Raw genomic sequence first — 24,744 nt, 5'->3', positions numbered from 1 at the left:
ACTCGCTATCTTAACCAAATTGGCTCATAGCTTCACTCTGTGTGCTGTTTTTTTTGGGCTCCATGACCAATTCACTTCATTTCCCTGAGTTGGCGTCGTTGGAATATTCCTGGCCAGAAGCAGCGAGCAGACTGCGAAGCCCGCTCCTATGCAGAATACCGCTTGAGGTGAGTATAACCAAAGCAGTCCCAGCAGGGCCGGGATCACGACGGCGGCGATGTGGTTAATCGTAAAGCTAACTGACATAGTGGCGGCAATATCTTTGCTATCGGCAATCTTTTGGAAATAGGTTTTGATCGCTATGGCCATCGCAAATAACAGATGGTCGATAACATAGAGTGCGGCCGCCATTTCAGGGTGTTCAACCAGTGCATAGCTGACAAAGATGATGATCAGTCCAAGATACTCAATCGTCAGCGCTCTTCGCTCGCCAATTCGACCGATGAAGCGACCGATAGCTGGAGCAAACAGTAGGTTAATGACATAGTTGATGAGAAACAATGTGGTAATTTCACTCACACTATAGCCAAATTTTTCAACCATCATAAAACCGGCAAACACCATAAATATTTGGCGTCTTGCCCCGGAGAAAAAAGTCAGCAGGTAATAGAGCCAATATTTTTTTCTGAGAAGTATCTTCTTATGCTGGGGTTCTCCTACCTCAAATTTGGGAAAATACACAGTAATAGTGATCACCATCAAGAGGCCCAAACAGCCTATCAGGGCGTACATCCACACATAATCCAGTTTAAGCCAGCTCATGATTAGCCAGATGCTGGCATAGCCTGACAGCGCCGCTGCAGAGCGCCATGCCAGTGCTTTACCCAGAAAGCCGGCAGTCTCCTTCTTATCCACCCATTGTAGTGTCAGGGACTGGTTGATGGTTTCGAAGTAATGAAATCCCACAGACATCAATATGGTTGTCAGGTAGAGGCCTAAGACCTGTGGAAAAAAGCCTGTGATCGCGACGCCGACACATAATAGGGCGAGCGAGAGTAACGCAAATGCTTGTTCGCGGATAAGCAGAAGAATGAAGATGGCGGTGAAGGCGAGAAAGCCCGGAACTTCTCGTAAACTCTGGAGCACGCCAATTTCGGCACCTGTGAATTGTGCCTGTTCGATAACGAAATTATTTAACAGTACCTGCCATACCGAAAACACCAGAGACATGATGAAAGTCATCCAGAGAAGGAGTTTTTTCGGGCTTTTACTCATAGTGTCGTTCCATGCTAATGATTATTATTTTTAGTAGGTCGATCAGTTTACATGAGTTAATTCTTATCTTGGTAGTATTTATTTTAAACAGTTAACTTTATAGTGAAAGGAACTTAAGGGGAGTAAGGTCTCATAATGACTGCGGCTGTTTATTGAACTCTTAATTGAACATTGAATTGAACAGCCCATTGAGCGCTTCAATGAGGAAGGGCCGTTTACAGAAATTACATAAGGAAGATGTTATGTCTGGTTTGAAATTATCTCACTTACCACTGCCAGTGTTATCGCGATTAATCGTGTCGCAATTAAGCCTGCTCGCACTCTTAGTGAGTTCATCGGTTTTCGCCGACTCAGCTAAGCAGAAATCGGGTGTTTTTGTGCCAGGATCGTCATTTCAGATGGGGTGTTCATTCCAAGATGATGACTGTGAGTCCGATGAAGGTAAACCCGGTGGCGTCTCCGTTTTTGTGCCTGCATTTTACATAGATACTCATGAAGTTATGGTCAGTGAATATCAAGCCTGTCTGGATGCGGGGAAGTGCAAAAGACCTAAAGATCATGACCGTAATCAATACTGTAACTTAGGGGCTAATGGGCGGGATAATCATCCCATCAATTGCGTCGATTGGTCGCAGGCTCAGGCCTTTTGCCAATGGCGAGGCCAGCGTCTGCCTTATGAGGCGGAGTGGGAGAAGGCGGCTCGTGCATCGAGTTTAACGCGATATCCTTGGGGAGATGCCGTTAGCTGTAAGCAAGCCATTTTGGATGATGGTAAAACCATGGGCTCCGTAGCAGGTGAACCCGATGGTTGTGGTGAGGACCGTACCTGGCCGATAGGTTCAAGACCTGCCAATGCATTTGGCCTATTCGATATGCATGGTAATGTCGGAGAGTGGACCATGAACTGGTATGCGAAAGATGGTATAGCACAATATGTCCAAGGGAACCTTGCGGATCAGAAACGCACCCCCCGTAAGGTGGTGAGGGGGGGCTCATGGGATGAGACGGCACTAAATCTACGCAGCTCTTTTCGTAATATCAAAGCGCCAATCAGTGGTGCAGGGATCTATGGTTCCATTGGCTTCAGGTGTGCGAATAACTAAGGTTTATGCCTTAAGACATTCGCGGCTGAAGCCGCTCCTACGTGGGGAATGTCTGACTCCTTCCTTGCTGCCGGAAACCTTCGCGGCTAAAGCCGCTCCTACACGCTTATTATCTGTACAACTCCCCTATCAGCTTTTATCCCATTTAGCTGCAAAAAATGTAACCAATCTGTAATTCTTATTGTAAATTTTAATGCAAATGATTCTCATTTGATTTAATTTGTCTGCAAATTTAGGGGGAACTGTTAATTCAGTGCGGATAACAATATGAAATTTAAGTTAAGTTTGCTGGCTCTATCTATCACAACGCTAAGTCTTGCAGGCCTGAGTAGTACACAGGTTTTGGCAGCCGAGCCTGAACAGCTCGAACAGGCGATCGCGAAGCAGGAAGCTGAGCTTAATAAGCTCAAGCGAGATCTGGCAGAACTTGCCGCGCAGCAAAAACTGCAGCAGCAAGAGCAGCAGAAGCAGGCCCTAGTGGTCACTGCAGCCAAGCAGGAGCTTGTTGAGAGTAAATTCAGTAAGTTTAAGTTCAAGTCATACGGCAGCATGAACTACACCAGCGCTGAGTATTTTGAAAATGTGCAAGATACTTCGCCAGAGCGTCGTGGTCGTTTCGATCTTGAGCGAATTGTGACTGAATTTGGCTATCAGTTTAACGACGAGTGGGATATGGAAGTCGAGATCGAATATGAGCACGGTGGTACAGGTACCGCCCTGGAATATGATGGTTTCGATGAGTTTGGTGAGTTCGAATCTGAGGTCGAGGCCGGTGGTGAGGTCATGATTGAGAAGGCTCAATTGAGATATCGTCCCAGCGATGCCTTCGGAGTTAAATTCGGTAATATCCATCTGCCAATCGGTCTGTCGAGTATTCTACATAAACCGGATCAGTACCTGACCGTGCTTCGTCATCGCAGTGAAGCGGCTATGATGCCTGCGGTCTGGAATGAAACCGGTGTCGGTCTATTTGGTGAAGTGGCTAATTTTCACTATCAGGCACAGGTTGTTAGCGGACTCAATTCAGAATACTTCAGAACCTATGACTGGGTTGCATCTGGCCATCAAAAGCGCTTCGAGCATGTGAATGCCGATGATCTGGCCTATGCCCTGCGTCTCGATTACGGAAACTTTAAGAACGGCTCCGCTGTCGGTGTTGCATATTACTACGGCAATACCACAGGTAATCGCCATAAGAGTAACAAGGTGTCCGGTGATGGTACTGTGAGCATTCTGGCCGTCTCAGGCGCATTCGTTCAAGGTCCTTGGATCTTACGTGGCCAATATCTCAATGGCACACTCAGCGATGCCGATGCCATTACCCAATCAAATAAAACCACCCCAGGTTTAAAGCCCGGTAACTTCGCACAATTAGGTTCAAAATCGGAAGCCTTCTTTGTCGAAGCCGGCGTCGACTTAGGTCAATTCACGCCAGTGCCAATCACCATTTTTGCCAATATTGATTATTCAAACCCCTTGGCTGAAGTCGAGACCGGCACTGCCACCAAGCGATACGAAAATACCTGGACCAGTGTCGGGGTTAACTACTTTCCGATCCCCGAGATCGTGCTGAAGGCCGAGTTCGGGCGCCAGCAGGTCGCCGTGTCATCAATACCCGATACCAACTTTTTCGCACTGGGTGTCGGTTACCAATTCTCGCTGTGATCCTTAAGGTCATATCGCGCATCAAACATGAAGTACAACATTAAGTAAAAATGGAGCTTTACATGAAATCATTAAAATATTCGGCAATTGCACTTGCACTCATCTCTACATTGGCGGCTTGCGGTGGTTCCGGCAGCGACGATACGACCCCTCCGATCGATGAGTCTAAGTTTGCATTTGCGGCCACTGAGATGATCACAAACCTGACCGATGACGTGATAGTCAGTGGTTATGCCAGTCTGGCGATGAAAGGTGAGTCGCTGTTATTGGCCACACAGACATTGGTCAACACGCCGACGCAGGCGAACTTGCTTGCCGCTCAAGAGGCGTGGAAAGCGGCGCGTCAACCTTGGGAGCAAGGTGAGTCGCATATCTTCGGTCCGGTTGACTCTTTAGGTATCGATCCACACTTAGATAGCTGGCCATTGAATACTACAGATTTGACCACTGTTCTGGCTAACAACTCAGGTTTTGATGCCGATACAATCAAGGGTTGGAACGACGATGTTCAGGGATTCCATACCATGGAGTACCTATTGTTTGGTGACGGTGTCGCAGACAATGAGAAAGCGATCGCCGACTTAACGACTGCCGAAAATGAGTACCTGATGGGCTTAGCGGAAGTGTTCCGTGATTACACTAAGGTGCTCGATGATGCATGGCAGGTCAGTCATGACGGACAAAGTGGCAAGGCCTATGGCGAACTGGTTAAGAACCCGGGCAGTGACGGTAACACCTTCTATAGCTCTCAGGTCGGTGTGATCCAGGAGTTAGTGAATGGCATGATAGCTATCGTCGATGAGGTGGGTAATGGCAAAATTGCCGATCCATTCGGCGTATCGTTAGAGGCTGCGGACACTTCCAAGGTGGAATCTCAATATTCCTGGAACTCGCTAACAGATTTCAGCGATAACATCGTAGGTGTTCGTAACGTCTATCAGGGAGAGTTAACGGGCGCGAGTGATAAGCAAGGGATTGTCGATTTCGTTAAAGCGGCCGATGCTACATTAGCTGCTCGTGTTGGCAGCGAGATAGATGATGCCATCATTAAAATTCAGGCCATCTCAGGTACAAACAACATGCCTTTCCGTCAGGCAATATCAGATGTTGAGGGCCGCGTTAGGGTTCAAACCGCAATCGATGCCTTATCTAAACTGCAAACCAGCTTAGAGTCCGACATATTGCCTTTGCTTAACGATTGGAAAGTGTAATTCCCGATTTATAAGCTCTTTTAAGTCAGTAAATTGAAGGGGGCATAGGAACGGCCTCCCTTTTACTTATGGATACCTGTTCACTGGTGGTGGCTATCTCAGGATAGAGGTGCCGTCGCCGGAACAGTAAAACAGTGTGAGATAAAATGATGATGACACACAGATACCCAGGTTTAGCCTTTGCGCTATGTATCGGTTTGAGCGCCTGTGGTGGTTCGGGTGATGATACCCCTGAGCCTAAACCGGATGAAAAAATCTACCCGGCATATACCGATATCAGTGCCAGTGGCGGTGAGACAACCACATTCGATGCCTCTGAGTCGGGTCATGGCTTTTCGACGCCGGCCCCTAACCTGTCTGATGCAAACCTAGAGCTTCATTTAGAGGGAGATCTCAGCTTCGAGACGGCATTTACCACAGCGCCGAACAGTGAACACCCGGATCTCGATGGTTTAGGCCCGGTATTTAATAATGCCGACTGTAATTCATGTCATCAGCGTGACGGGAGAAACTCGACTCCTATGGTTCCTGCCGGTAAAGATCGCATTAAATTGGGCTCTGAGGCCGGGTTATTTCTGCGGATCAGTAAAGTGCCCGCCGAACCATGTACCTTAGGAACCGAGGCAAATAACTATTGTGCCCCCATCGGGGTGCCAAATTTTGGCGGTCAACTGTTTCATCGTGGTGTATTGAAGGCCAGACCCGATTGGGAAGACAATCTATTTGGCGGTCAGGCTGATGTGTACCTCTCCTATGAGACTAAGCAAGTTACCTATCCCGATGGTACTAGTATCACATTGAAAAAGCCCCTGTTTGATGTCGAAAACCCTTATGATGCACCGGGTGAGACCTTAAGCAGTGCCAATGTAACATCTGAGTTATTACAAGATGACGTCTTGATGGGATGGCGAAATGGCATGCCGGTATTCGGACTAGGCCTACTGGAAGCTATTCCCGAGGCCGATATATTAGCCTTGGTCGATATCGATGATGCCGATGGAGATAAGATCTCCGGTCGGGCTAACTTCGTGTTCGATGCGGTAAAGGCTCAGGCCGGCGATCCCAACCCGGTCTCTTTAGGCCGTTTTGGCTGGAAAGCCAATACGCCCAGTGTACGAGTGCAATCTTTAGGTGCACTGCGTGGTGATATCGGAATTACTAACCCACTGTTTCCCGATGAGAGCATCGTCGGTACGGCGCTGCACGACAGTTATCTGACCCGAACCGGTTTCACCGATACCGGGGAAGATGAAAACGGGGCACCAGAGGCAAGCGCTGAGTTTAGTGATTCTGTGGTCTTCTACGCCGAAACCTTAGCGGTACCTGCGAGGCGCAATATTGAAAGCCTGGATGTGCGTGAGGGAGCTCGCTTGTTCGAGCAGCTCAATTGTACCGGTTGCCACAAGGCGAGCTTCGTGACTAAGTCAGCAGGTAGTATTGGTGGTTTACCTATGGCTGAGGCGCTCAAGGGGCAGACTATCTATCCATTCACTGACATGCTGCTCCATGACATGGGTGATGATTTAGCCGATGGGCGTCCTGATTTTCTCGCCGATGGCAATGAATGGCGTACACGCTCCCTTTGGGGAATAGGCCTGACACAAACCGTGAACCCTCAGGCGGGCTTCCTCCATGATGGTCGTGCAGCCACTCTCGAAGAGGCGATTTTATGGCATGGCGGTGAGAGCGAGCAGAGTCGTGATGACTTTATGGCGCTGAACCAGTCAGAGCGAGAGCAGGTGATAGCGTTTCTTATGTCACTCTAAACCGCCCGGCAACAACTTTTAACAGATAAATAACGGCCGTTTCAGTGTAACTGAGGCGGCCGTTGTTCATTCTATGTCGGCAAACGGATTAGCTTCCGGGGGAATGGAAATAAGGATTTGTGATGCAGGTAAAATTAACCCGGGTTTTGCAAATGTTTGCCGTGATCTGTTTCATGTAAATTAAGCGGTATTTATCTTATTATTATAGCAGTCAATTATTATCAAGTTTCAAGAGGTGCTGGTGAGCAACATCTTAATTATCTACTCAAGTGTGCATGGTCAGACGCGTAAAATCTGTGAATATTTAAAGCAACAACTTGAGACTGTTGGAAATACTGTGACGGCATCGAGTATCGATGACGTACCCGATTTGGTGGTATTCGACAAGGTAATCTTAGGTGCAAGTATCCGTAACGGTAAGCACCACCCATCCGTTTATGAGTTTATCTCTAACAATCGTGTTATGTTGGAACAGAAGGTTACCAGCTTCTTTTCGGTTAATCTGGTGGCGCGTAAGCCTGCAAAAAATACCGTCGAGACCAACCCATATACGAGGGCATTTCTCGAGAAAACAGATTGGCGTCCTACTTTGCTGAAAGTCGTTGCCGGTAATATTGATTATCAAGGTTACGGTGCAATGGATCGTAATATTATTCGCTTCATCATGTGGATCACCAAAGGTCCTACCGATGCCAACACCAAGATTGAGTATACCGACTGGACTAAGGTTGAGACATACGCTCAAGAGTTTCACGCACTTTAACTCAGTGACCAACTCCAGAGTATTTAGGGCCCTTTAAATAGGGGCTGCGCGGGTATCAGCTTCATCACATTCTATTTCGCTCATTTATGAGGCATCATATGTCTAAGCCTGTATCTGCAATTACAAAGTTATTCGCTAAGTTAAATGAGCTTCAGCACCTATTCATCATCATCTTATCGGCTTACCTCATTATTACCAGTGGTTGGATTTTAATCGGTCGTAGCTTGAGAACGAGCGCCTCCTTCTGGGATTTAACCCATGTTTATCTGGGGCTAATAACGGCTATCATCTCTTTCACCTTTCTGCTCTCTAATAGCTTGAAGGGGAGATGGCGTCAGTACTTTCCTTGGCTGAGGGGCGACTTCTCACAGATAAAGAAAGACATTGTGGGAATATACAAGGGAAAGATCCCCATTGCCGGTGGTAGCGGGCTCTTCAGCTGGATCGAGGGTTTGGGTATGCTGGTGTTCGTTGGCGTAGGTTTTACCGGCGTGCTCTGGTACTGCTTGCAGGGAACCCCGGATGCACTTTTATGGCGCGGCTACCACATTTTCCTGGCTAAGAGCTTTATCGGTTTCATTGCGCTGCATATTGTCTTAGCGGGTCTGCATCTATTAGATTTTATTCGAGATTGATCTACACTCTGTGGATAAGCGATTAATTAGGCTATATTTCCTCTAGTATCTAGTATCTAGTATCTAGTATCTAGTATCTAGTATCTAGTATCTAGCCTTTAGTGTCTGTGAGGTGCCTTTGCGACCGCAAGTGATCCATCTTATCGATGACAATAAATTGGGTGGCGTCAAGTTGGCGCTCGAGAGCCTGTCTGAATCAAACCTGAAGCAGACGTTTGACTTTAAAATTTTCTCCCTCAATTTACACTCCTGGTTTCCCCGTCGTTATAAGGCCGATATTATCTGCCTGCATGCTGCGGGCTCCTGGCGAAACCTCCCCGGCCTCTGTCTGCTTCGCCTGGCTAACATCGGAACGCCACTTCTCTATCAAGAGCACCACTACAGTGAATGCTTCGTTAAGCATAGAGTCGCCAAGCCTTGGCGTTTCTTGCTGATGCTGAAGCTCTGTTACCGTTTAATGACTCGAGTGTTGGCTGTGTCGGATGCACAAGCCAATTGGATGAAAAGGGAAAGTCTGACGGCTCCGAACAAGCTCATTGTGATGGGACAGGCAAAGGATGTAACCCCGTTTTTGATGCTGACAGCGAAGCCCATTGGTAGGCCCGTCGTGCTCGGTGCCTATGGACGCTTCGATTCCCAGAAAGGGTTTGATCTCCTGCTCGAAGCTATGAGTCAACTTTCACCTGAAAAGGTTGAACTCAGGTTAGCAGGCGGGGGAGAGGAGTTAGAGGAGCTCGAGGCAAAATGGGCGAGCCTGCCTCATGTGCGCTTTGTCGGTGAGGTCCATGATGTGCCCCAATTCCTCTGCGGATGTGATGCCGTGGTGATCCCGTCGCGCTGGGAACCTTTTGGCCTGACTTGTCAGGAGTCTTTAACCGCGGGAAAAACCATTATCACCAGTGGCGTCGACGGACTCAATGAGCAGCTCGAGGAGATCGAATCATTGGGACTGAATCGAACCGGGGACTTGATAAGGCTTGCCGAGCTGACCCCTGAAAAAATCGTTGAAGCGATCGATAAATTGATTGATCGCGCCGAAGCGCTGCTTGGTGACAACAAAGAGTCGAATGCGTCACTGGGCTTGAGTCGTCAAGCAAGGCAGATAGTGGCGGCGCGTTGGCCGGTATTACTCGAAAAGTGGCGTCAAACATTAAACCAGCATTTGTGAGGGCTAGGCCGGTGAAGGTCGCCCATAAAAAAGGCTCCTTCGGGAGCCTTTTTTGCATTCAGTGAGCTGAAACTTATCTTATACCGATTGGTATTACTTATGCTCAACGGCCAAGTAGTTAATCAGATCGATAAGTTCGCCAAGAGTACGGACCTGTCCCATATTGACGGCGTATTTGTCGTTGACGATAAATGCCGGAACACTTTGAATGCGAAACTCTCTTTGCTGGACGCGCCACAAGTCAATTTTGTCGTTCACGGCTTTGCTGTCGGCGATAGCATCATATTTATTGATATCGAAACCATTGTTGGCAAAGACTTTCTTGATATCATCTCGATTGTTCAGCTCAGGCTTCTCATGAGCACTATGGTCGTGATCATGGCCATGACCATTGGCACCTTCATCACCCTGAATGGCGGCGAACATAGCATGAGTCATCTTATCACCTGCATCCAGCTCCTGGATGACGGCCAATGAACGCATGACTTCGGTACCAATTTCGCTATTCATAAAGTCAACGTGCTTACTATCAAACTTCACGTTTTTATTTAAGTTAGCTTTGATATCGCCAAGATACTGGGTCTCCATGTTGAAGCAGTTATGGCAATAAAAAGAGTAAAACTCAGTAAGCTTAGGTTGGGCACTCGGTGCTTTATCAGAAATTTGAGTGAAATGCTTACCTTCAACAAACTGTGCGGCAAAGCTGCTCAATGGTGCAACGGCTAATGTTAATGCTAGTGCAATATGTTTAATCAATCTTTTGTCCTCAAAAGTGACCTGCGGCTCGATTAAATATCGCAAGAGCCTGCAAAGGTGCCTGAAAAATTCAGCTAAATTTAGCATAGAAGCTTAAGCTTAATTATGACTGAATTTACAACAGGAAACAGGCCTACTAATGTGACTTAGGTTGGGGTTTTAGGGAGATTTTAATATTTCTCTCTTAAAGCTTGCCAGGCTTCACACACTTTTCGGAATTGAGCCGCATCGCCATCGGGACGGTCAGGGTGCCACTTTAATGCCAGCTTACGCCATTGGCGACGTACCTCCCTGTCCGTAGCATTCATATCCAGCTCGAATACGGCCAGTGCCTGACCCTTATGCATCAAGTTTGGGTTGGTACCGATATAATCTTCATATCTATTCCAGAAGGACTCGAGCATCTCTTGTATGATATTGGGACAGGTATCGTAGTTAATCCAGTTAAGGTAATACTCTCTTAGTGCATCATCTTCTCTGAGGCTGGAATCTAAATTGCTGGGGATGATTCGAAATATTTGGATCTCCATCGCTTTAACCTGGAGCCAGTGTTGTGGCAATAGCATAGCCTGGAGCTCAAACAGGGCGTTCATCAACAGAAAATTGCGTTTGAAGAGGGCTTTTTGTTGATCCTCATCGAGATCTTGCATCAAGCCTTTATTTTGTAATTCGGATGCCAGGTGATGGACTTTCCAGCTCTTATTTGAGGTCTGTAGTAAGCTGAGCAGTGGCCAGATAAGCGGGTTATCACCTTTGATAACAGAGATGTCGGCGACTGATGTCGAATCAGAAAGGGCCGGGAGCGTCGTTGAATTTTTGGCAAAAAGCATACTCAGAATCCATCCTCAACTGGCGATTCCTCTCATTCAAGAGAGTAAGATTAAACAGACTATGACACAGAGGATTAGGAATACAAGTGGGCAGAGTGATTGCCCCTACAGATATCGCAGGCAGGGGCTCAGGAGTTTATATCTCGGTGAAGATCTGCTCCTGTGGCAGCCTGGACTTAGGTAGTTTTGCATTGAAATCATCTTCTGCCTTGTAACCCAGAGCAACGATGACTGAAGCGCAATAACCTTGTTCTCTTAATCCCAATACCTGATTAAGTATAGTCGCATCGAACCCCTCGATGGGGCATGCATCGACATCTATCACGCTGGCACCCAGCAACAAGTTTCCGAGCGCCAGATATACCTGTTTTTCCATCCATTGTTGAGCGTCTTTTAACTCATATTTGTGCATGTTTGCAAAGAAGGAGCGACCATTATGCTGGCCCTGTTTCGCCTCTTCATCGGTAAAACGACCATCTTTGGCCTCTTGCTCCAGAACGGCTGACAAGTGTTGATCATCCATAAACACTTTTGTACACAGAACCAAAACATGTGACGCATTGAGCAGCTTTTGGGTGTTAAAGCCAAAATTTACCGTCGACTCAGCAATTGTGGCCTTACCCTCTTCAGAGGACGCCAGCACAAAATGCCAGGGTTGAGAATTGGTTGACGAGGGGCTGTATTGAAGCAGCGTCTTAATCTCTTCGATTTTGTCTGCAGCGATCTTTTTGGTTGGATCGAATGCCTTGGTGGTATAACGCTTTTTGGTCAGGTAGCTTAGTTCGCTCATTTACAATCTCCATTGGATAGCTGCGAGGTGGAAAACAGTTATTCTACTCTCCACTTTTATATAAACAATATCGATAATCGACGTATTAGTTTCAATTTATTTTTGATAATTTCTCTTCGCAACTCCAGAGCCGATTCAATGATAAATTGCAGCTCTTCAGACTCGTTATAGGGCCGTTCCTCCTTAACTTCGTCAGACGAAGATCTTCCTTATATATCCCCGTGGTAGCGGAGTATTGAGACTGGCTGTATTCATTTCTCTGGTAGATGATTGAAGATAATCGTTATTCCATGTTTAAGGGGGCGAATACAGGCCGAATAGTGCTTAGGTTGGGGATAAAGTTCAAACGATTATCATTTGATTTCCCTCCTTTTGGAACTAAGCTCAATGAATAAGGCTTTGCCATCGTTTCGATGCGCGAGTCGATGATTTTCATCTGCAGCAGAGGGCAAGTAATTATCATGGATAGCTCCTGCTTAGAGCATTATCGCTTGTTGGTTGGCATTAAGGAGACCATAGTGTATCCAAGTTTCACCGCCCTAAAGAGTACATCAACTTTAGGAAGGCTACAGTGCCTTAGTCATGCCCATATCTAACCCCCAAGCGCGTTATATTATCTTATTCACAGTATCGATTGGCATACTGCTTTCCGGCTTGATTGGCTACAGTTTTTATCAAAAAGAGACACAGGCCATAGAGGCTGATTTCAGAAGAGATGTCGATGATAAAGCATCAGCCTTAGAGCGTGAACTCTTGCTGAAACTTGAGGCTCTATATGCACTTAAGGGGTTGTTCGACAGTTCTGAAAATGTCACTGCGGCAGAGTTTAACAAGCTGGCGAGTGGTTTCTTAATTAGGCATAAGGACATTCAGGCACTGGAGTGGGTTCCTAAGGTTGTTCAGGAGCACAGAGATGCCTATGAACAGGCTGGTAGGCGTATGCATCCGGATTTTGAATTTACTGAGCGTGAGTCTCAAGGTCGTATGGTCCGGGCCTCTGATCGCGCCGTATATTTCCCTGTCTACTATGCGGAGCCTGTAAAGGGTAATGAAGTCGCCTTGGGGTTCGATCTCGCCTCGAATGAAAAAAGATTAAAAATAATCAATAAATCAAGAGACTTAGATCTGTCTCTGGCAACAGAGAGCATCAAGTTGGTTCAAGAGACCTCAGATCAACGAGGGGTGCTTGTTTTTATGCCTATCTATGACGGAGAACCGACGACTCTGAGCAAGCGTCGAGAGAAATTTTTGGGGTTTGTGCTTGGCGTGTATCCAATCGGTGATATGTTTGAAACCGCAGTTAGACATACCGGCGTACAAGGGCTCAACCTGAGCCTGATTGATAATACCGGTATCGAGGCGGCTCAACTCTATGCCAACTTTTCCACCGACCAAGCCCAAGATATGGCATTAGTTAAATTTAACTACAGCAAGCCGTTGCGCCGCTTTGGCGGGCGACAATGGACGCTTGTGGCCACACCAACCTTAGGTTATATCGCCGAACGCAGAAGCTTGCTGCCCTTGATGAGCGGCAGCTTCTGCACCTTATTTATACTGCTTGCCGGCGCCTATCTTTATGCTGTCATAAAACATTCGGTTCTTATTGAGGCCGAAGTGCTTGAACGTACTCAAGCTTTGCACAAAGTTAAGCAGGCATTGAAGGATAGCGCCCTTATCGATGGACTGACCAAGGTGGCTAATCGTCGGCAATTTGATACTCAATTCGAGACTGAGTGGCTGAGGGCTATTCGCGATGGCAGCTCGTTGTCATTAATCATGATAGAGATTGATCATTTCAAGTCATACAAGACGCATTATGGCGATGGTGCGGGTGATCAGTGTTTAAAGGATGTGACTAAGGAACTCTCGAATACATCGAGCAGAAACTCGGATCTGGTGGTCAGGTATAGTGGAGAAGCGCTTGCTATCTTGTTGCCCAATACAGAAGAACCTGCCATTTTGGCCGATAAGTGTCGCTCGAATGTAGAAAAGCTATATATTCCCCATGAAGGCTCATCGGTTTCCGAGTATGTCACTATCAGCCTCGGGGTGATGTCTATTATTCCGACTCAAAGATGTGACCCCGATGATTTTATCTCGAGGACAATAGCGGCTCTTATGGAGGCAAAGGAGTCCGGTAGGAATCGCGTCATTGTTGGCGATAAAGCCATCCAAACTAATCAAGGCGACATCATCGATTTTAAATCCCCCAAGGGCCATTCTCCGGAGTAATCCACTTTCTTACACTGTAAAGCTACTACTTTTTGATGATGAGTTAATATCGCTTAGATGAACCATATTTCGTTTCAATGTGAAAGAAATGTTAACTCTCAACTCTTCTCTCGTGTAAACTGTAGATTAAATGCCTGTTTTCATGGATACATTTTCACGGTATGAATTTTTTTTCAAAGTACATTCTCTTAACCGCTATCTTGATAGGCTTAAGCCTTTCGGGCTATATGGGAATAAGTTTCTATGAAGAAGAGACTAAGGCAATTGAGCAGGATTTTCACAAGGACGTCGATGATAAAGCGGCGGCCTTAGAGAGGGAATTACTGCTCAATATTGAGGTACTTTTTGCCATTAAAGGGCTGTTTGATAGCTCAGATGACGTAAGTTCAGCCGAATTTAATCGAATTGCCCAAAGCTTTCTTGCCAGGCATCAGGATATTCAGGCGTTGGAGTGGGCGCCAAAAGTGCTTGGGAATCAAAGGCTGGCCTATGTGGATTCGAGACGCGCCGAATTTCCCGATTTTGAAATTACAGAAGTGGGCCCCCAAGGTATGATCCGCGCCCTCGACAGGAACAGCTACTTCCCCGTCTCCTACGTTGCGCCAATAGCTGGTAATGAGGTGGTTTTGGGGTTCGATCTCTCCTCTAGCGATAAAAGAGTCGAGACCTTGGAGAAGGCGCGAGATCTGGATCAGTCGGTGGCATCGCCTGGCATAAGCCTGCTTCAATATCACTCGAACCAAAAAGGGATCCGTATCTTTGTACCCATATACACCGGGGAGCCCACTACGGTATTTAAACGTCGTGACCAGCTTCGTGGATATGTGCTGGGTGTTTATCGTATCGGTGACATGTTTGATAGTGCTATCAAGCGAACCTCGGCTCATGGAATCTACTTCTCCCTGGAAGATAGGACATCAAATAGCGACAGCAGCCTCTATTCAAACTTCCCTGCAGCACTCTCCCTGAACTCATCGCAGCAAACCTTTGCCTATGAAAAGTCGCTGACTCGGTTTAGTGGTAGACAGTGGACGATTGTTGCCGTTCCCAGTACGGGGTATGTCGTTGAGCGAAGAGGTAAATTGCCCTATATGATAGCGATATTCGGAGGACTCTTTGTCTTGTTGGGGGCATCCTATATCTATGCGATTTTAAGGCGGTCGGAGCTGATTGAGAGTGAGGTCGAGCAGAGAACCCATGATCTCAATGAAGCCAAACGTAAGCTGGAAGAGCTTTCTCAAACCGATGGCTTAACTAAAATTCCTAACAGACGCTGCTTCGATGAGACTCTGCAAGCATTGTGGCAAAAAGCGATAAGAGAGGAGTCGAAAATTGGCTTGATGATGATAGATATCGATCATTTTAAACTCTACAACGATACCTATGGCCATCTCGCCGGCGATCAATGCTTACGTGAAGTCGCCCAGGCATTAAGTCAGACGCTGAATCTGAATACCGATCTTGTGGCCCGTTATGGGGGGGAAGAGTTTGTCGTGTTATTGCCTGATACCCGAGACTGCCTCTCTCCTGCAAAGCGTTGCCAATATAATATCGAACGCCTGGGTCTTCCCCATAATACCTCACTGACCAGTGAGTTTATTACCGTCAGTATTGGCGTTGCCAGTATCTCACCGGCTCAAGATTCGGATCTTATAGACCTGACGACTCAGGCGGATCTGGCCTTGTATGAAGCTAAAAATTCTGGTCGAAATCGTGTCTGTTTCTTTAAACCTAAGCCGGTAGATATTTCCACTATCAGCCATAAAGAAAATTATCAGGCCAGCCACAAAAGCAGTGCTGTTTCACATAAATGATGAGTTGAGCCTCCCCTGCGTCAGGCTAGTCGTCATCCCAGGATCGAGGGGAGAGGGGGCGAGGAACAAGATATCCGGGATCTAGCTTGATAGAGCATAGATTCCGTATAAGTTCGTGCCTCACTTTACACAATGACGAATTTGTCACCGCGCTTTACGATCTGCCTTTCGACTATGCTCGATAAGATAAACATCAACAGATAGCCACTTCCCAGAGCCAAGATCACCGCAACGACATTATCTGTAATTCGACTGTAAATGTAGTAGCTGCCAATTAACGCCAGGATCCCACAGATCCTGATAACCAAACTCTGAGTAAACAGGCCATGAGCCTTAATGAAGGCTAACTGGTAGGCATTGAGCATCATAAACACGAAGAACATGGAGAAATGCATCAAGACGGGGGCGGCCTTGCTGTATTGAGGCGGGAATACCCAGCTCACTATCTCATGACTAAAGCAGAGCATAAGCGTAAAGAAACTGGCTCCTATGATAACGGCAAGCTTATATACCCAGCGCTTTATCTGTTTTATCTGCTCAAGGTCATTTTTACGCACGCAGACAGCGAGCTCCGGGAAAACAAATCGGTATATCGGAAAGACAAATAACAGGGTCAGATAAGCGATGATGGGCCTGACGACAACCTGAAAGTCACCGAGCTCATCTATGCTGAAATGGCCTATGGTCATCAGGACGGTGATATAGATCATCAATATACTTGCCCCGGCCTCGAGCGATGCGGTAAAGCTTTTCTTCACAAAGTTGCGTAGGTCCGGGTCTAAATTTACCGAGGCCAGAGGCGTGGTCGCTACCTGTTTACGTCGATTGATAAACATAAAGCCCGCCATCGTGATAGAGGAGAGCATTAAGCTGAAAAATAGTGAAGCGATGGCAGTCTGCTTGAGTAGGTAGAAACTGGCCAGAAAGATCACCACCTGACTCAGAGGTTCCATCCAGGTGACTCTGTTAGAGATGGTATACATACGGTACATGGCTATTTGATTGGTAAAATAGACCTTAAACCCCATTCCTAAGATGATCCCGACCAAGTGAAAATATTCCACATCGATATGTAATCTATGCTTTATGTAAGGCAGCACGACTCCCCAGGTGAGCAGTACCATGGCGATTAAGCTATAGCGAAAGATATTGGTGATATCTCTATCATTTTGAGTCTGGGAATAGCTCACCACCATGGAGGAGCGAAAACCTGTCATCAGGATCAGCGACAAGGAGACGATATCGACGACGGTGTGATAGAGCGCGAGATCCTCTTTGGCAACCCACTGTGCTAACCAAATTTTAAATCCAAAGCCAATCGTTATACTCACGAGCGTTGCCCATATCCCGGCAATAAAAGCCCGCTTTACTCGTTCGATTGAGGTGTCTTGCATGGTGATCCTTGATGAATGAAAGCTAAAAAGTAAACGTTGAGAGGGGGAGAGTTTTTAATCCTAACGTGCAATGAATCGGGTCAACAGCGCCACAGTGCAAAGATGTGACCGGAGTTCCCTCCTTGAAATCTTTATCATCTGCAGGGAACTTTTGTTATGCCTGAGTTCGACATCTAGTGCCATCATCTAGTGCCATTACGGGCATTTCATTGTAATCTAACCCTATTAATCAGTTGTGATCGAATAGAAGGTTTCTGCTTGCATAGTCAATCGACCAATGGCTCAGATACGTCAGAGCTTATCAAGATAGCCACCTTCAACCTGTTCAACTTCATTGAGCCGCCAGGGGCATTTTATGAATTTGAGAATATCTATACTCAGGAGCAGTGGCAGAAGAAGCTGGATTGGATCGCGACTTACATTGATGAGCATCAGCCTGATGTCATTGGATTTCAGGAGGTCTTTACCCCCGATGCCCTGGCGCAATTAACCAAGCGTTGCGGGTTGGAATACTTTGTCGTGTTAGATGCCCCCGAGGTTGTCGATGACTTTATCTATAGCAAGCCCGTCGTCGCCTTAGCATCGCGTTATCCCATCACAGAGGTTCACAATGTCACCGTGGGTGATGGCTGGGCATCCATGATGGGGCTGCAGGATGACTTTGGTTTTAGTCGAAAACCGCTGAGGGCGACCATCTCTCTGCCCAAATTAGGGCCCTGTGACTGTTACGTCGTGCACTTTAAATCCAAGCGTCCGCTTTTCGATGCTCAAGCACTGAACGGGCAGACGAAACCCCTAACGGGTTCACCTGACGGAAATGTCGGCCAGCTGCTCGCCATTGAGGCATTGGGTCAATGGGGATCGAGCATACAAAGAGGCAGCGAGGCTGCGCTGCTGCGTTATGCTATGGTCGAGCGCCGCACTCAAACGGGCAATCCCATGGTATTAATGGGAGACTTTAATGATATTTTAAGTGACGGAGTGCTAAGTGCGTTGACCTCTGTCGATACCCGGATTAAACCCGATCCTCTGCGGGGGGAAGTTGAACACCAACTGCGAGACCATAGGCTTAACGATGCTTATGAGCTCTATCAATCGAGTCAGTACAGCCTTTCTTGTCAACAACGGCCTTCAACACATTATTACTTTGCTAAAGGCTCCGTACTGGATTACATCTTGCTTTCGAGTGAGTTTGATATAAAAAATAGTCGCAGCTTGGCCGAGGTGGGAAGGTATGAGACCTATGACAGGCATCTCATCAACCCAAGGTTTGAGCGCGATAGCCAGAGTACAGACCATGCACCTGTGATGATAACCATCTCAATTCGCCACTAAATTATTTGAATTTTCGGTATATCGGTTGCGCCCCATATGTGGCTGTGGCAAGTTGAATAATTATGCTTGTATCAGTTTTTCGTCGTTTACATGCCATTGTTACTGAAAGGATTTCGGAGTACTTATGGGGAAGAGAAAGGTTATTGGTTCGGTCTGCACCGGCATCTTGTTGTGGGGCTCTATTTTTCCCGGTCAACTACAGGCCGCGCCTGCAGCAAATGTAAAAGCCTCGGTTAACCGCAGTGAAACCCCGGAGCGGGTTAAAGAGCGCCTGATATTGCCCTATCTGTTCAGTACCGAATCTATGGGGCTCAACTTTGGTGTAGGTGGAATGCTGAGTGGTTATTATCAAGACCAAATGACCATAGGGGGGACCGTATTCGGTGGCGAGGTGAGTAAGGCGGTCGGAGGTGGTGTATGGAACTTTAAATTGCCCCACACCGAGCGCTTATATCTCAGTGTTTATGGAATGCTGGGTTATTATCCGGATCAGCGAGCCTATGCAGGGAGCGGTATAATACCGACACCCGAGGCTTTTCCCTTACCCGGTAGCAACGATTCAATTAATACTCAATATCTTGAAGCCGATGGAGCCTCAAATTGGTTCGATATAAAGCTAGAGTATACCCTGCCCATAGGTGCTACGGCAGACAAAGGCTTGGTGGAATATAAGCTTAAGAATGGGCTACTTATCTCTCCTCCCAGTGGCGGGGAGGTGTGGAACCCTTGGGAAAGTGGTGCAACGGTCTTAGTACTTCGTCAGTTCAATCGTTATCAAAGTTTCGAATTTGAGGAGGGGGATCTGGATGGCACGGTGCACGCCATCGAATTGGGCCTTCTCTATGATAATACCGATTTCTCAATTAACCCCTCTACGGGTAGCAGTCAATATTTCTCGATTTCCCATGATGCAGCCTGGCTCGATTCAGATCATGAGTGGACCTTTATTAACCTCGATATGAGTAAGTACTTTTCCTTTGGTGAGTCAGAGTATGCTCACCAAAGAATATTGGCCCTCAACTTCTGGACCGGGTACTCACCTTCCTGGTCATTAGAGTATGCTGAGGATGGGAGTAGGCTGGTGAAAGATAATGCGCCCTATAATGAGGCTGCAACCTTGGGAGGCTTCTATCGAATGCGAGGTTTCGATCAGAACCGTTTCCATGATAAGGCCGTCATCTATGGCAGCGCCGAATATCGTTATACTCTGAAGTCCAACCCCGTTGAGGATGTGAACTGGCTCAGGTTTCTGAAGCTTGATTGGTTTCAGCTGGTGGGGTTTGTCGAGGCGGGCAGGGTCGGTGCTGAGTATAGTGCCGATGAACTGCTAACGGATATGAAGTTTGATTTTGGGGTGTCCTTGAGGGCGTTAATGGCGGGGCTGGTTGTCAGGGCCGATATCGCTCACTCTAACGAAGGGACAAACACCTGGGTGATGGTCGACCACCCCTTTTAACTGGTGGGCGTCAGATACAGACCTAACTTATGCAATTCTTAACCTTGAGTCGACATTATGCTTGATGCCATTTGTATGTTTGATGAAGATGAACCTGTCACCTATTCGGTGTTCAAGTTTCAAAAGCTCAGTGATGTGGATATCGAACGGTATCGGCAATCGCTTATCTGCCCACAGTGTCATGGGAAAGCCTATTATCGTAAGGCGTCGCTTGACGGTAAAGCCGCCTGCTTCGGCTCCCGCTATCATCAGGCGAATTGCAAAGAGTTTAAACCTTCACAGGCTAAAGCCAGAGAGGAGCAAGATGCCATCGAGGTTAATCAGCTGGTGGTCGACAGTGACGCCTTGATCATCGACTTCACTAAGCGCCCCTCTATTGATGCATCGAAGGCGAGTGCCAAATCTGTCTCAAAGGAAAAGTCGCTACAAGCTGATCCGGGGCAGAGTGAGAGTGAGATAAGAGAGAGTGATAAGGCTTACAGCACTTATGTTGAGAGTGCCAAAGAGGATAGCAGCAAAACTGAAAGCAAGAGTCAGCCAAATTTACCTGACGACAAACGAGTTTCAACTCAAGGGCTCGAGAAGCTTCTTCACAGCTTGCTCAGAGGCAGCGAACTGGCTGAGTCAGAGCTTTGGGTGTATACCGATGATAAGTACCGCTGGCGTGCAAAAAATCTCTTCGTAAACTTTGCCGATGCAGAGCCAACAGAAAATGGGGCGCCACGTATGTATTGGGGCACAGTATCCCATATCGATAAGGCGATGCAGTGGCTGAACCCCTCTGACAGTCGGGATGTCGGTATTCCTATAGAGGAATTTCAGACAAGTTTATTCAAGAGGTTCAATATCAAAGATCGCCGGGATATCGAAGGTGCGGGTATTATCCTTTTTGGAAAATGTTTCTGGAATAAAGAAAAAACAAGAAAAATAATTCAGCTATGGGGAAAAGACATCAGTCGGATATTTATCTCGAAGCTTGACGATTAAGCTGTCTGGTAAGGTTTGATTTTGCAAAATGAAAACTCATCCGCAAAAGGTGAGTGGCAAAATGAGAAACGGTGTCGCTGATTTTATCCTTGGCCTAATCCGACATAATGAACCTGCCACTTATCGGCCCGATTTTTCATCGAAGGTTGAATGCTCAACTCATCTCAACAAAAACAGCCGCTTATCCCGACTTGTTTCTCGTTTTTCCTTGCCGTATGTCGGTGACAATGAAGAGGCTAGATGTCGTTTTACTCGCTTGGCATAGTAAATGCTTTTATCTGGATACTGGTTAGCATTCACAAGTATCACTTGAGGTGCTAATGAATAACCTGAGGAACTGAATATGTCTTATACAGCGCCAATGCCAAAGCAGCTTAACTTTACGGTTAACCAACACCTCTATCAAACCTCTAACCACTATCGTTGCAGAGTCGACTATGTCATTAAGTTATTAGGGAGTAATGAGATGGCCGCCAACCATCAATCTCTTAATTACAGGGCGGATATCATTAATGAAGAGAAAGACTTTGTGCTTGGATATAACTAAATCTCGATCATGAGGAATAGAGGGGCGAGGCACAGAGAGGCGAGGACCAAGGAGGGTCTTTGTAGAGTTGATGATGCGATGGTATCCCCCTATTTTCTGTTTCAAACAGAGGAATATTCTGCAAATTCCAATTCACTCATCATTGATGCTTATCATCCTGACTGTTTATAGTGGTTAGCGCTACTTCTCTGAGTTAACCTATTGGACTGTAAAGTTAAAACTCCTCATTATTTGAAACCATCTCTGGATGTTTACTATTCATTGGGCTACCTTGGTGGGCAATGTTTTTGAGTGTCCGTCGATTGGACTTGGCTTTTACCGGCGCGAGTCTGTCTTGAGCCGATTAGGTTCGCCATGGAGAATCTATGCCTTCAAGTTTAGTTAAGCTTGCCGTCACCACCTGTACCCTCTTAGCTATCGGTAGTGGGATCGGGATCAGCGCATATCTTAACTCTGAGCATAGTGAAAATCATGACCACTTACTCCCTTTGGTTATCGGTTCCTGGGTTAAGATCCCCGGTTTTTGTGAAGGAAAAACGGTTTACCGCGACCAGATGGATATAGTGGATCAGCGGTCGATGATGATGAAGGGAGAACCCCTGGAGATCGTTAACTTTCAGTTGACCACTACCTCTCCCATAAATCTGACCTGTGAGCCCATAGGCGAGGTGGAGCTGTTTGCTCAAACCTCATTTATTGCCGACAAGTTTTCTCGTTTTTATGTGGGGAAAGTTTCGGGCTATACCGTGATGAAAGAGGTAAGCCCAACCGGAGACTTGTGGTTCAAATTAGACACCCGACTGCAAAAGAAACTACAAGCGATGAACAAAATGAATAATCGAGCAAGAATATAACTCTTGTGTCCGTTCTTGTTTCTATGAGCGGACAAACTAGATAGCCACCAATATCCAGCTTCATCTATTCCCCATATTTTCTCGTTTGTTCGCAGGCTCATCCCCCTTCCTTATACTTTCCATATACTTACATCATTAAGTTCAAGTCCTGAAACCGGGCCCTCAATATTAGCGTTATGGGAAAAACTTCAAGTCCATCTCTGGGGGGCAGATTAGTGGCCTAAAGGTACTTTGTGAACTAGATTTAAGAGGGTAGGCAAAGGCTATCGATGGCTGCCGCAATGGAAGCACTTGGTAATATCACAAGGATAGGAGTGGAGCTTGATATTCAGTAACCGAGTCGGCGATAGGGATAAACGCTTTTCTGGTTTTAATCGACTGGTTCGGGCTCGTTTTATTGCGTTATTTATTCCCCTTACCCTACTCAATATCGCCGCATTAATGCTGGCAAACTCCCTGTATATTAATGTCGAACAAGCCAAGCAGCAGGCCTTAGTCCAAGCCGCCATAGAGGTCGGTACCAATTTAGCTCAACATGATCTGACTACGGTCATGTCTCACCTCGAATTTTTAACCGCAAGTGAAAATGTTGAAAGCTTTATGAATAGTGGAATCGATGACAGTAAAGCGCATATCGAGAGGGAGTTTCTTAATTTAGCCAATACCAGCCAACTCTATGATCAAATACGCCTTATCTCTCCCTCCGGAATGGAGCTGGTTCGGATCGATTATTTCGGTGATCAAGCGGTCGCCGTTGTCCCCGAGCTGTTGCAAGACAAGTCAAATCGATACTACTTTCAGGAAGCTGCCGCGATTACTACAGATAAGATGTATATCTCGGCGCTCGATCTCAATCTGGAAAATGGCGTCATCGAACAGCCCCTGAAACCTATGATCCGATTTGCTAAGCCACTTAAAGATGAAAATGGAGAGTTAAGAGGGGTTATCGTTCTAAACTATTTCGCCAATTTATTGCTCGACAAGTTCAGAAACCAGATGATGTTTGCTCCGGGAGAGGGGGCACTGTTGAATAAGGATGGCTACTGGCTATCGAGCAGGGACCCCTCTCAGGAGTGGGGGTTTATGCTCAATCATAAACAGAGTTTCGGTGCCGATAGTCCGGAGCTTTGGCAGACCATATCCCTGACTGAGAAGGGCAGCGTTGAGAATTCAGATGGCCTGGTTACCTTCGCCACAGTGCACCCGATTAAAGACATTGATAAAAAAGTGGCCAATCGGGATCATTTTATCGATGAGTGGCGGATCATCATAGTTAATACCTATTGGGGGTTAGGTCCTGCTTTAATCCTATCTAAGATGGAGTTTCTGTATCCGGCATTGATCATCTACCCCATAGGTTTGATACTCATCTGGTTTTGGGCCCGAGCTTCAGTCGGGCGGAAGTGTGCCGAGCGGGAACTGAAAAAACTCAATAAAACGCTGACACTAAGAGTCGCGGAGCGAACGCGAGAGCTAGCCGTTATTAAGGATGTAACGATTCTCAGTATGGCTACTCTGGCCGAGACTCGAGATAACGAAACCGGGCAGCATCTCAGACGGACACAGACCTATGTAAAACTGCTGGCAGAAGAGCTACAAGATCATCCCGATTTTCACGATTTTCTGTCGGACAAAAATATAGATTTACTGTACAAGTCTGCCCCGCTTCATGACATTGGCAAGGTGGGGATACCCGATGATATCTTACTGAAACCCGGCAGACTGACCGATTTTGAATTCGAAATAATGAAGCGACATACAACCTATGGCAGTAACGCGATTAGCTCCTCAATTCATACGTTAACCAGTGAGCTGGCAGAAAATGATGGCCCAACATTTTTACAATTTGCTCAGGATATTGCCCATTACCATCATGAAAAGTGGGACGGTAGCGGGTATCCAAATGGTTTATCGGGTGATGATATCCCTATTGCGGCTCGGATCATGGCGATTGCCGATGTATTCGATGCGCTGTCATGTAAGAGGGTTTATAAGGGGGCCTTCAGTCGCGATAAGACTGAAAGCATTATGCTCGAAGGGCGCGGTACCCATTTTGATCCAAGGTTGATCGATGCTTTTTGCAGGATTAATGATTCATTCTGGGAGGTAAAAGCTCTGTTTGAAGATGAGCCCCCTGAAGTCACTAATGGCTGCATCGAGCATTTTCCAGTGGAGTATTCTCAACTGATTAATTTTGGTCAAGGTATTTAGCGGCAATGATAG

20 protein-coding genes are annotated in these 24,744 nt (G+C 46.7%); 15 read left to right on the top strand and 5 right to left on the bottom strand.

Going from position 1 to position 24,744, the window contains the following annotated elements; genetic code table 11:
• Positions 1-24: 24 nt before the first annotated feature.
• Positions 25-1,215, bottom strand: a complete 1,191-nt coding sequence (locus tag EKG38_RS05060; protein WP_126519170.1) for an MFS transporter — start codon at positions 1,213-1,215, stop codon at positions 25-27.
• A gap of 242 nt (positions 1,216-1,457) precedes the next feature.
• On the opposite strand from EKG38_RS05060, the gene EKG38_RS05055 reads away from it, so the two are divergent.
• The 7 genes from EKG38_RS05055 to EKG38_RS05025 all read left to right on the top strand — a co-directional run bounded on the left by EKG38_RS05055 (position 1,458) and on the right by EKG38_RS05025 (position 9,526).
• Complete coding sequence (locus tag EKG38_RS05055) at positions 1,458-2,318, top strand: formylglycine-generating enzyme family protein (protein ID WP_126519169.1); 861 nt, start codon at positions 1,458-1,460, stop codon at positions 2,316-2,318.
• Positions 2,319-2,585: 267 nt separating this feature from the next.
• Positions 2,586-3,983, top strand: coding sequence for a porin family protein (locus tag EKG38_RS05050; protein ID WP_126519168.1), 1,398 nt, complete (start codon positions 2,586-2,588; stop codon positions 3,981-3,983).
• A gap of 62 nt (positions 3,984-4,045) precedes the next feature.
• Positions 4,046-5,194 carry an imelysin family protein gene (locus tag EKG38_RS05045; protein WP_126519167.1) on the top strand — a complete coding sequence of 383 codons (1,149 nt, stop codon included), beginning with the start codon at positions 4,046-4,048 and terminating at the stop codon, positions 5,192-5,194.
• A 146-nt stretch (positions 5,195-5,340) separates the two neighbouring features.
• Positions 5,341-6,960 carry a di-heme oxidoredictase family protein gene (locus tag EKG38_RS05040; RefSeq protein WP_439332641.1) on the top strand — a complete coding sequence of 540 codons (1,620 nt, stop codon included), beginning with the start codon at positions 5,341-5,343 and terminating at the stop codon, positions 6,958-6,960.
• Positions 6,961-7,201: 241 nt separating this feature from the next.
• Positions 7,202-7,723, top strand: a complete 522-nt coding sequence (gene hemG, locus EKG38_RS05035; RefSeq protein ID WP_185826779.1) for a menaquinone-dependent protoporphyrinogen IX dehydrogenase — start codon at positions 7,202-7,204, stop codon at positions 7,721-7,723.
• Between the two features lie 98 nt (positions 7,724-7,821).
• A complete protein-coding gene (locus tag EKG38_RS05030) occupies positions 7,822-8,358 on the top strand; it encodes a cytochrome b/b6 domain-containing protein (RefSeq protein ID WP_126519164.1) in 537 nt (178 codons plus the stop codon).
• A 118-nt stretch (positions 8,359-8,476) separates the two neighbouring features.
• Positions 8,477-9,526 (top strand): glycosyltransferase family 4 protein, encoded by a 1,050-nt coding sequence (locus EKG38_RS05025; protein ID WP_126519162.1) that lies wholly within the window; start codon positions 8,477-8,479, stop codon positions 9,524-9,526.
• A gap of 93 nt (positions 9,527-9,619) precedes the next feature.
• Here the strand turns inward: EKG38_RS05025 and EKG38_RS05020 are convergent, their stop codons facing one another.
• The 3 genes from EKG38_RS05020 to nfsB form a co-directional block, all read right to left on the bottom strand.
• On the bottom strand, positions 9,620-10,282 hold the full coding sequence (locus EKG38_RS05020; protein ID WP_126519160.1) for a thiol:disulfide interchange protein DsbA/DsbL: 663 nt from the start codon (positions 10,280-10,282) through the stop codon (positions 9,620-9,622).
• Positions 10,283-10,452: 170 nt separating this feature from the next.
• On the bottom strand, positions 10,453-11,112 hold the full coding sequence (locus EKG38_RS05015; protein WP_126519158.1) for a DNA-J related domain-containing protein: 660 nt from the start codon (positions 11,110-11,112) through the stop codon (positions 10,453-10,455).
• A 136-nt stretch (positions 11,113-11,248) separates the two neighbouring features.
• Positions 11,249-11,902, bottom strand: a complete 654-nt coding sequence (gene nfsB, locus EKG38_RS05010) for an oxygen-insensitive NAD(P)H nitroreductase (protein ID WP_126519156.1) — start codon at positions 11,900-11,902, stop codon at positions 11,249-11,251.
• A gap of 582 nt (positions 11,903-12,484) precedes the next feature.
• Here nfsB and EKG38_RS05005 point away from each other — a divergent pair.
• Positions 12,485-14,134, top strand: a complete 1,650-nt coding sequence (locus EKG38_RS05005) for a CHASE domain-containing protein (RefSeq protein WP_126519154.1) — start codon at positions 12,485-12,487, stop codon at positions 14,132-14,134.
• Positions 14,135-14,295: 161 nt separating this feature from the next.
• Positions 14,296-15,948 carry a diguanylate cyclase domain-containing protein gene (locus tag EKG38_RS05000; protein ID WP_126519152.1) on the top strand — a complete coding sequence of 551 codons (1,653 nt, stop codon included), beginning with the start codon at positions 14,296-14,298 and terminating at the stop codon, positions 15,946-15,948.
• A 125-nt stretch (positions 15,949-16,073) separates the two neighbouring features.
• Here EKG38_RS05000 and EKG38_RS04995 read toward each other — a convergent pair whose 3' ends face one another.
• The gene (locus EKG38_RS04995; RefSeq protein WP_126519150.1) at positions 16,074-17,342 is read right to left on the bottom strand and encodes a lipopolysaccharide biosynthesis protein; all 1,269 of its coding nucleotides are present in this window, start codon (positions 17,340-17,342) and stop codon (positions 16,074-16,076) included.
• Between the two features lie 258 nt (positions 17,343-17,600).
• On the opposite strand from EKG38_RS04995, the gene EKG38_RS04990 reads away from it, so the two are divergent.
• The 6 genes from EKG38_RS04990 to EKG38_RS04965 all read left to right on the top strand — a co-directional run bounded on the left by EKG38_RS04990 (position 17,601) and on the right by EKG38_RS04965 (position 24,732).
• The gene (locus EKG38_RS04990) at positions 17,601-18,677 is read left to right on the top strand and encodes an endonuclease/exonuclease/phosphatase family protein (protein WP_246033094.1); all 1,077 of its coding nucleotides are present in this window, start codon (positions 17,601-17,603) and stop codon (positions 18,675-18,677) included.
• A gap of 124 nt (positions 18,678-18,801) precedes the next feature.
• Positions 18,802-20,133, top strand: coding sequence for a BamA/TamA family outer membrane protein (locus tag EKG38_RS04985; RefSeq protein WP_126519147.1), 1,332 nt, complete (start codon positions 18,802-18,804; stop codon positions 20,131-20,133).
• Between the two features lie 57 nt (positions 20,134-20,190).
• Positions 20,191-21,120, top strand: coding sequence for a hypothetical protein (locus tag EKG38_RS04980; RefSeq protein WP_126519145.1), 930 nt, complete (start codon positions 20,191-20,193; stop codon positions 21,118-21,120).
• 343 nt (positions 21,121-21,463) lie between these two features.
• Complete coding sequence (locus tag EKG38_RS04975; RefSeq protein WP_126519142.1) at positions 21,464-21,667, top strand: hypothetical protein; 204 nt, start codon at positions 21,464-21,466, stop codon at positions 21,665-21,667.
• Between the two features lie 365 nt (positions 21,668-22,032).
• Complete coding sequence (locus EKG38_RS04970) at positions 22,033-22,521, top strand: hypothetical protein (RefSeq protein ID WP_126519140.1); 489 nt, start codon at positions 22,033-22,035, stop codon at positions 22,519-22,521.
• A 321-nt stretch (positions 22,522-22,842) separates the two neighbouring features.
• Positions 22,843-24,732, top strand: coding sequence for an HD domain-containing phosphohydrolase (locus tag EKG38_RS04965; protein ID WP_126519138.1), 1,890 nt, complete (start codon positions 22,843-22,845; stop codon positions 24,730-24,732).
• The last annotated feature ends 12 nt before the right edge of the window (positions 24,733-24,744 follow it).

This window comes from Shewanella canadensis, from assembly GCF_003966225.1.
GTDB lineage: Bacteria > Pseudomonadota > Gammaproteobacteria > Enterobacterales > Shewanellaceae > Shewanella > Shewanella canadensis.
The sequence above is the reverse complement of the archived record's forward strand: the minus strand, read 5'-3'. Positions and strand labels throughout refer to the sequence as shown.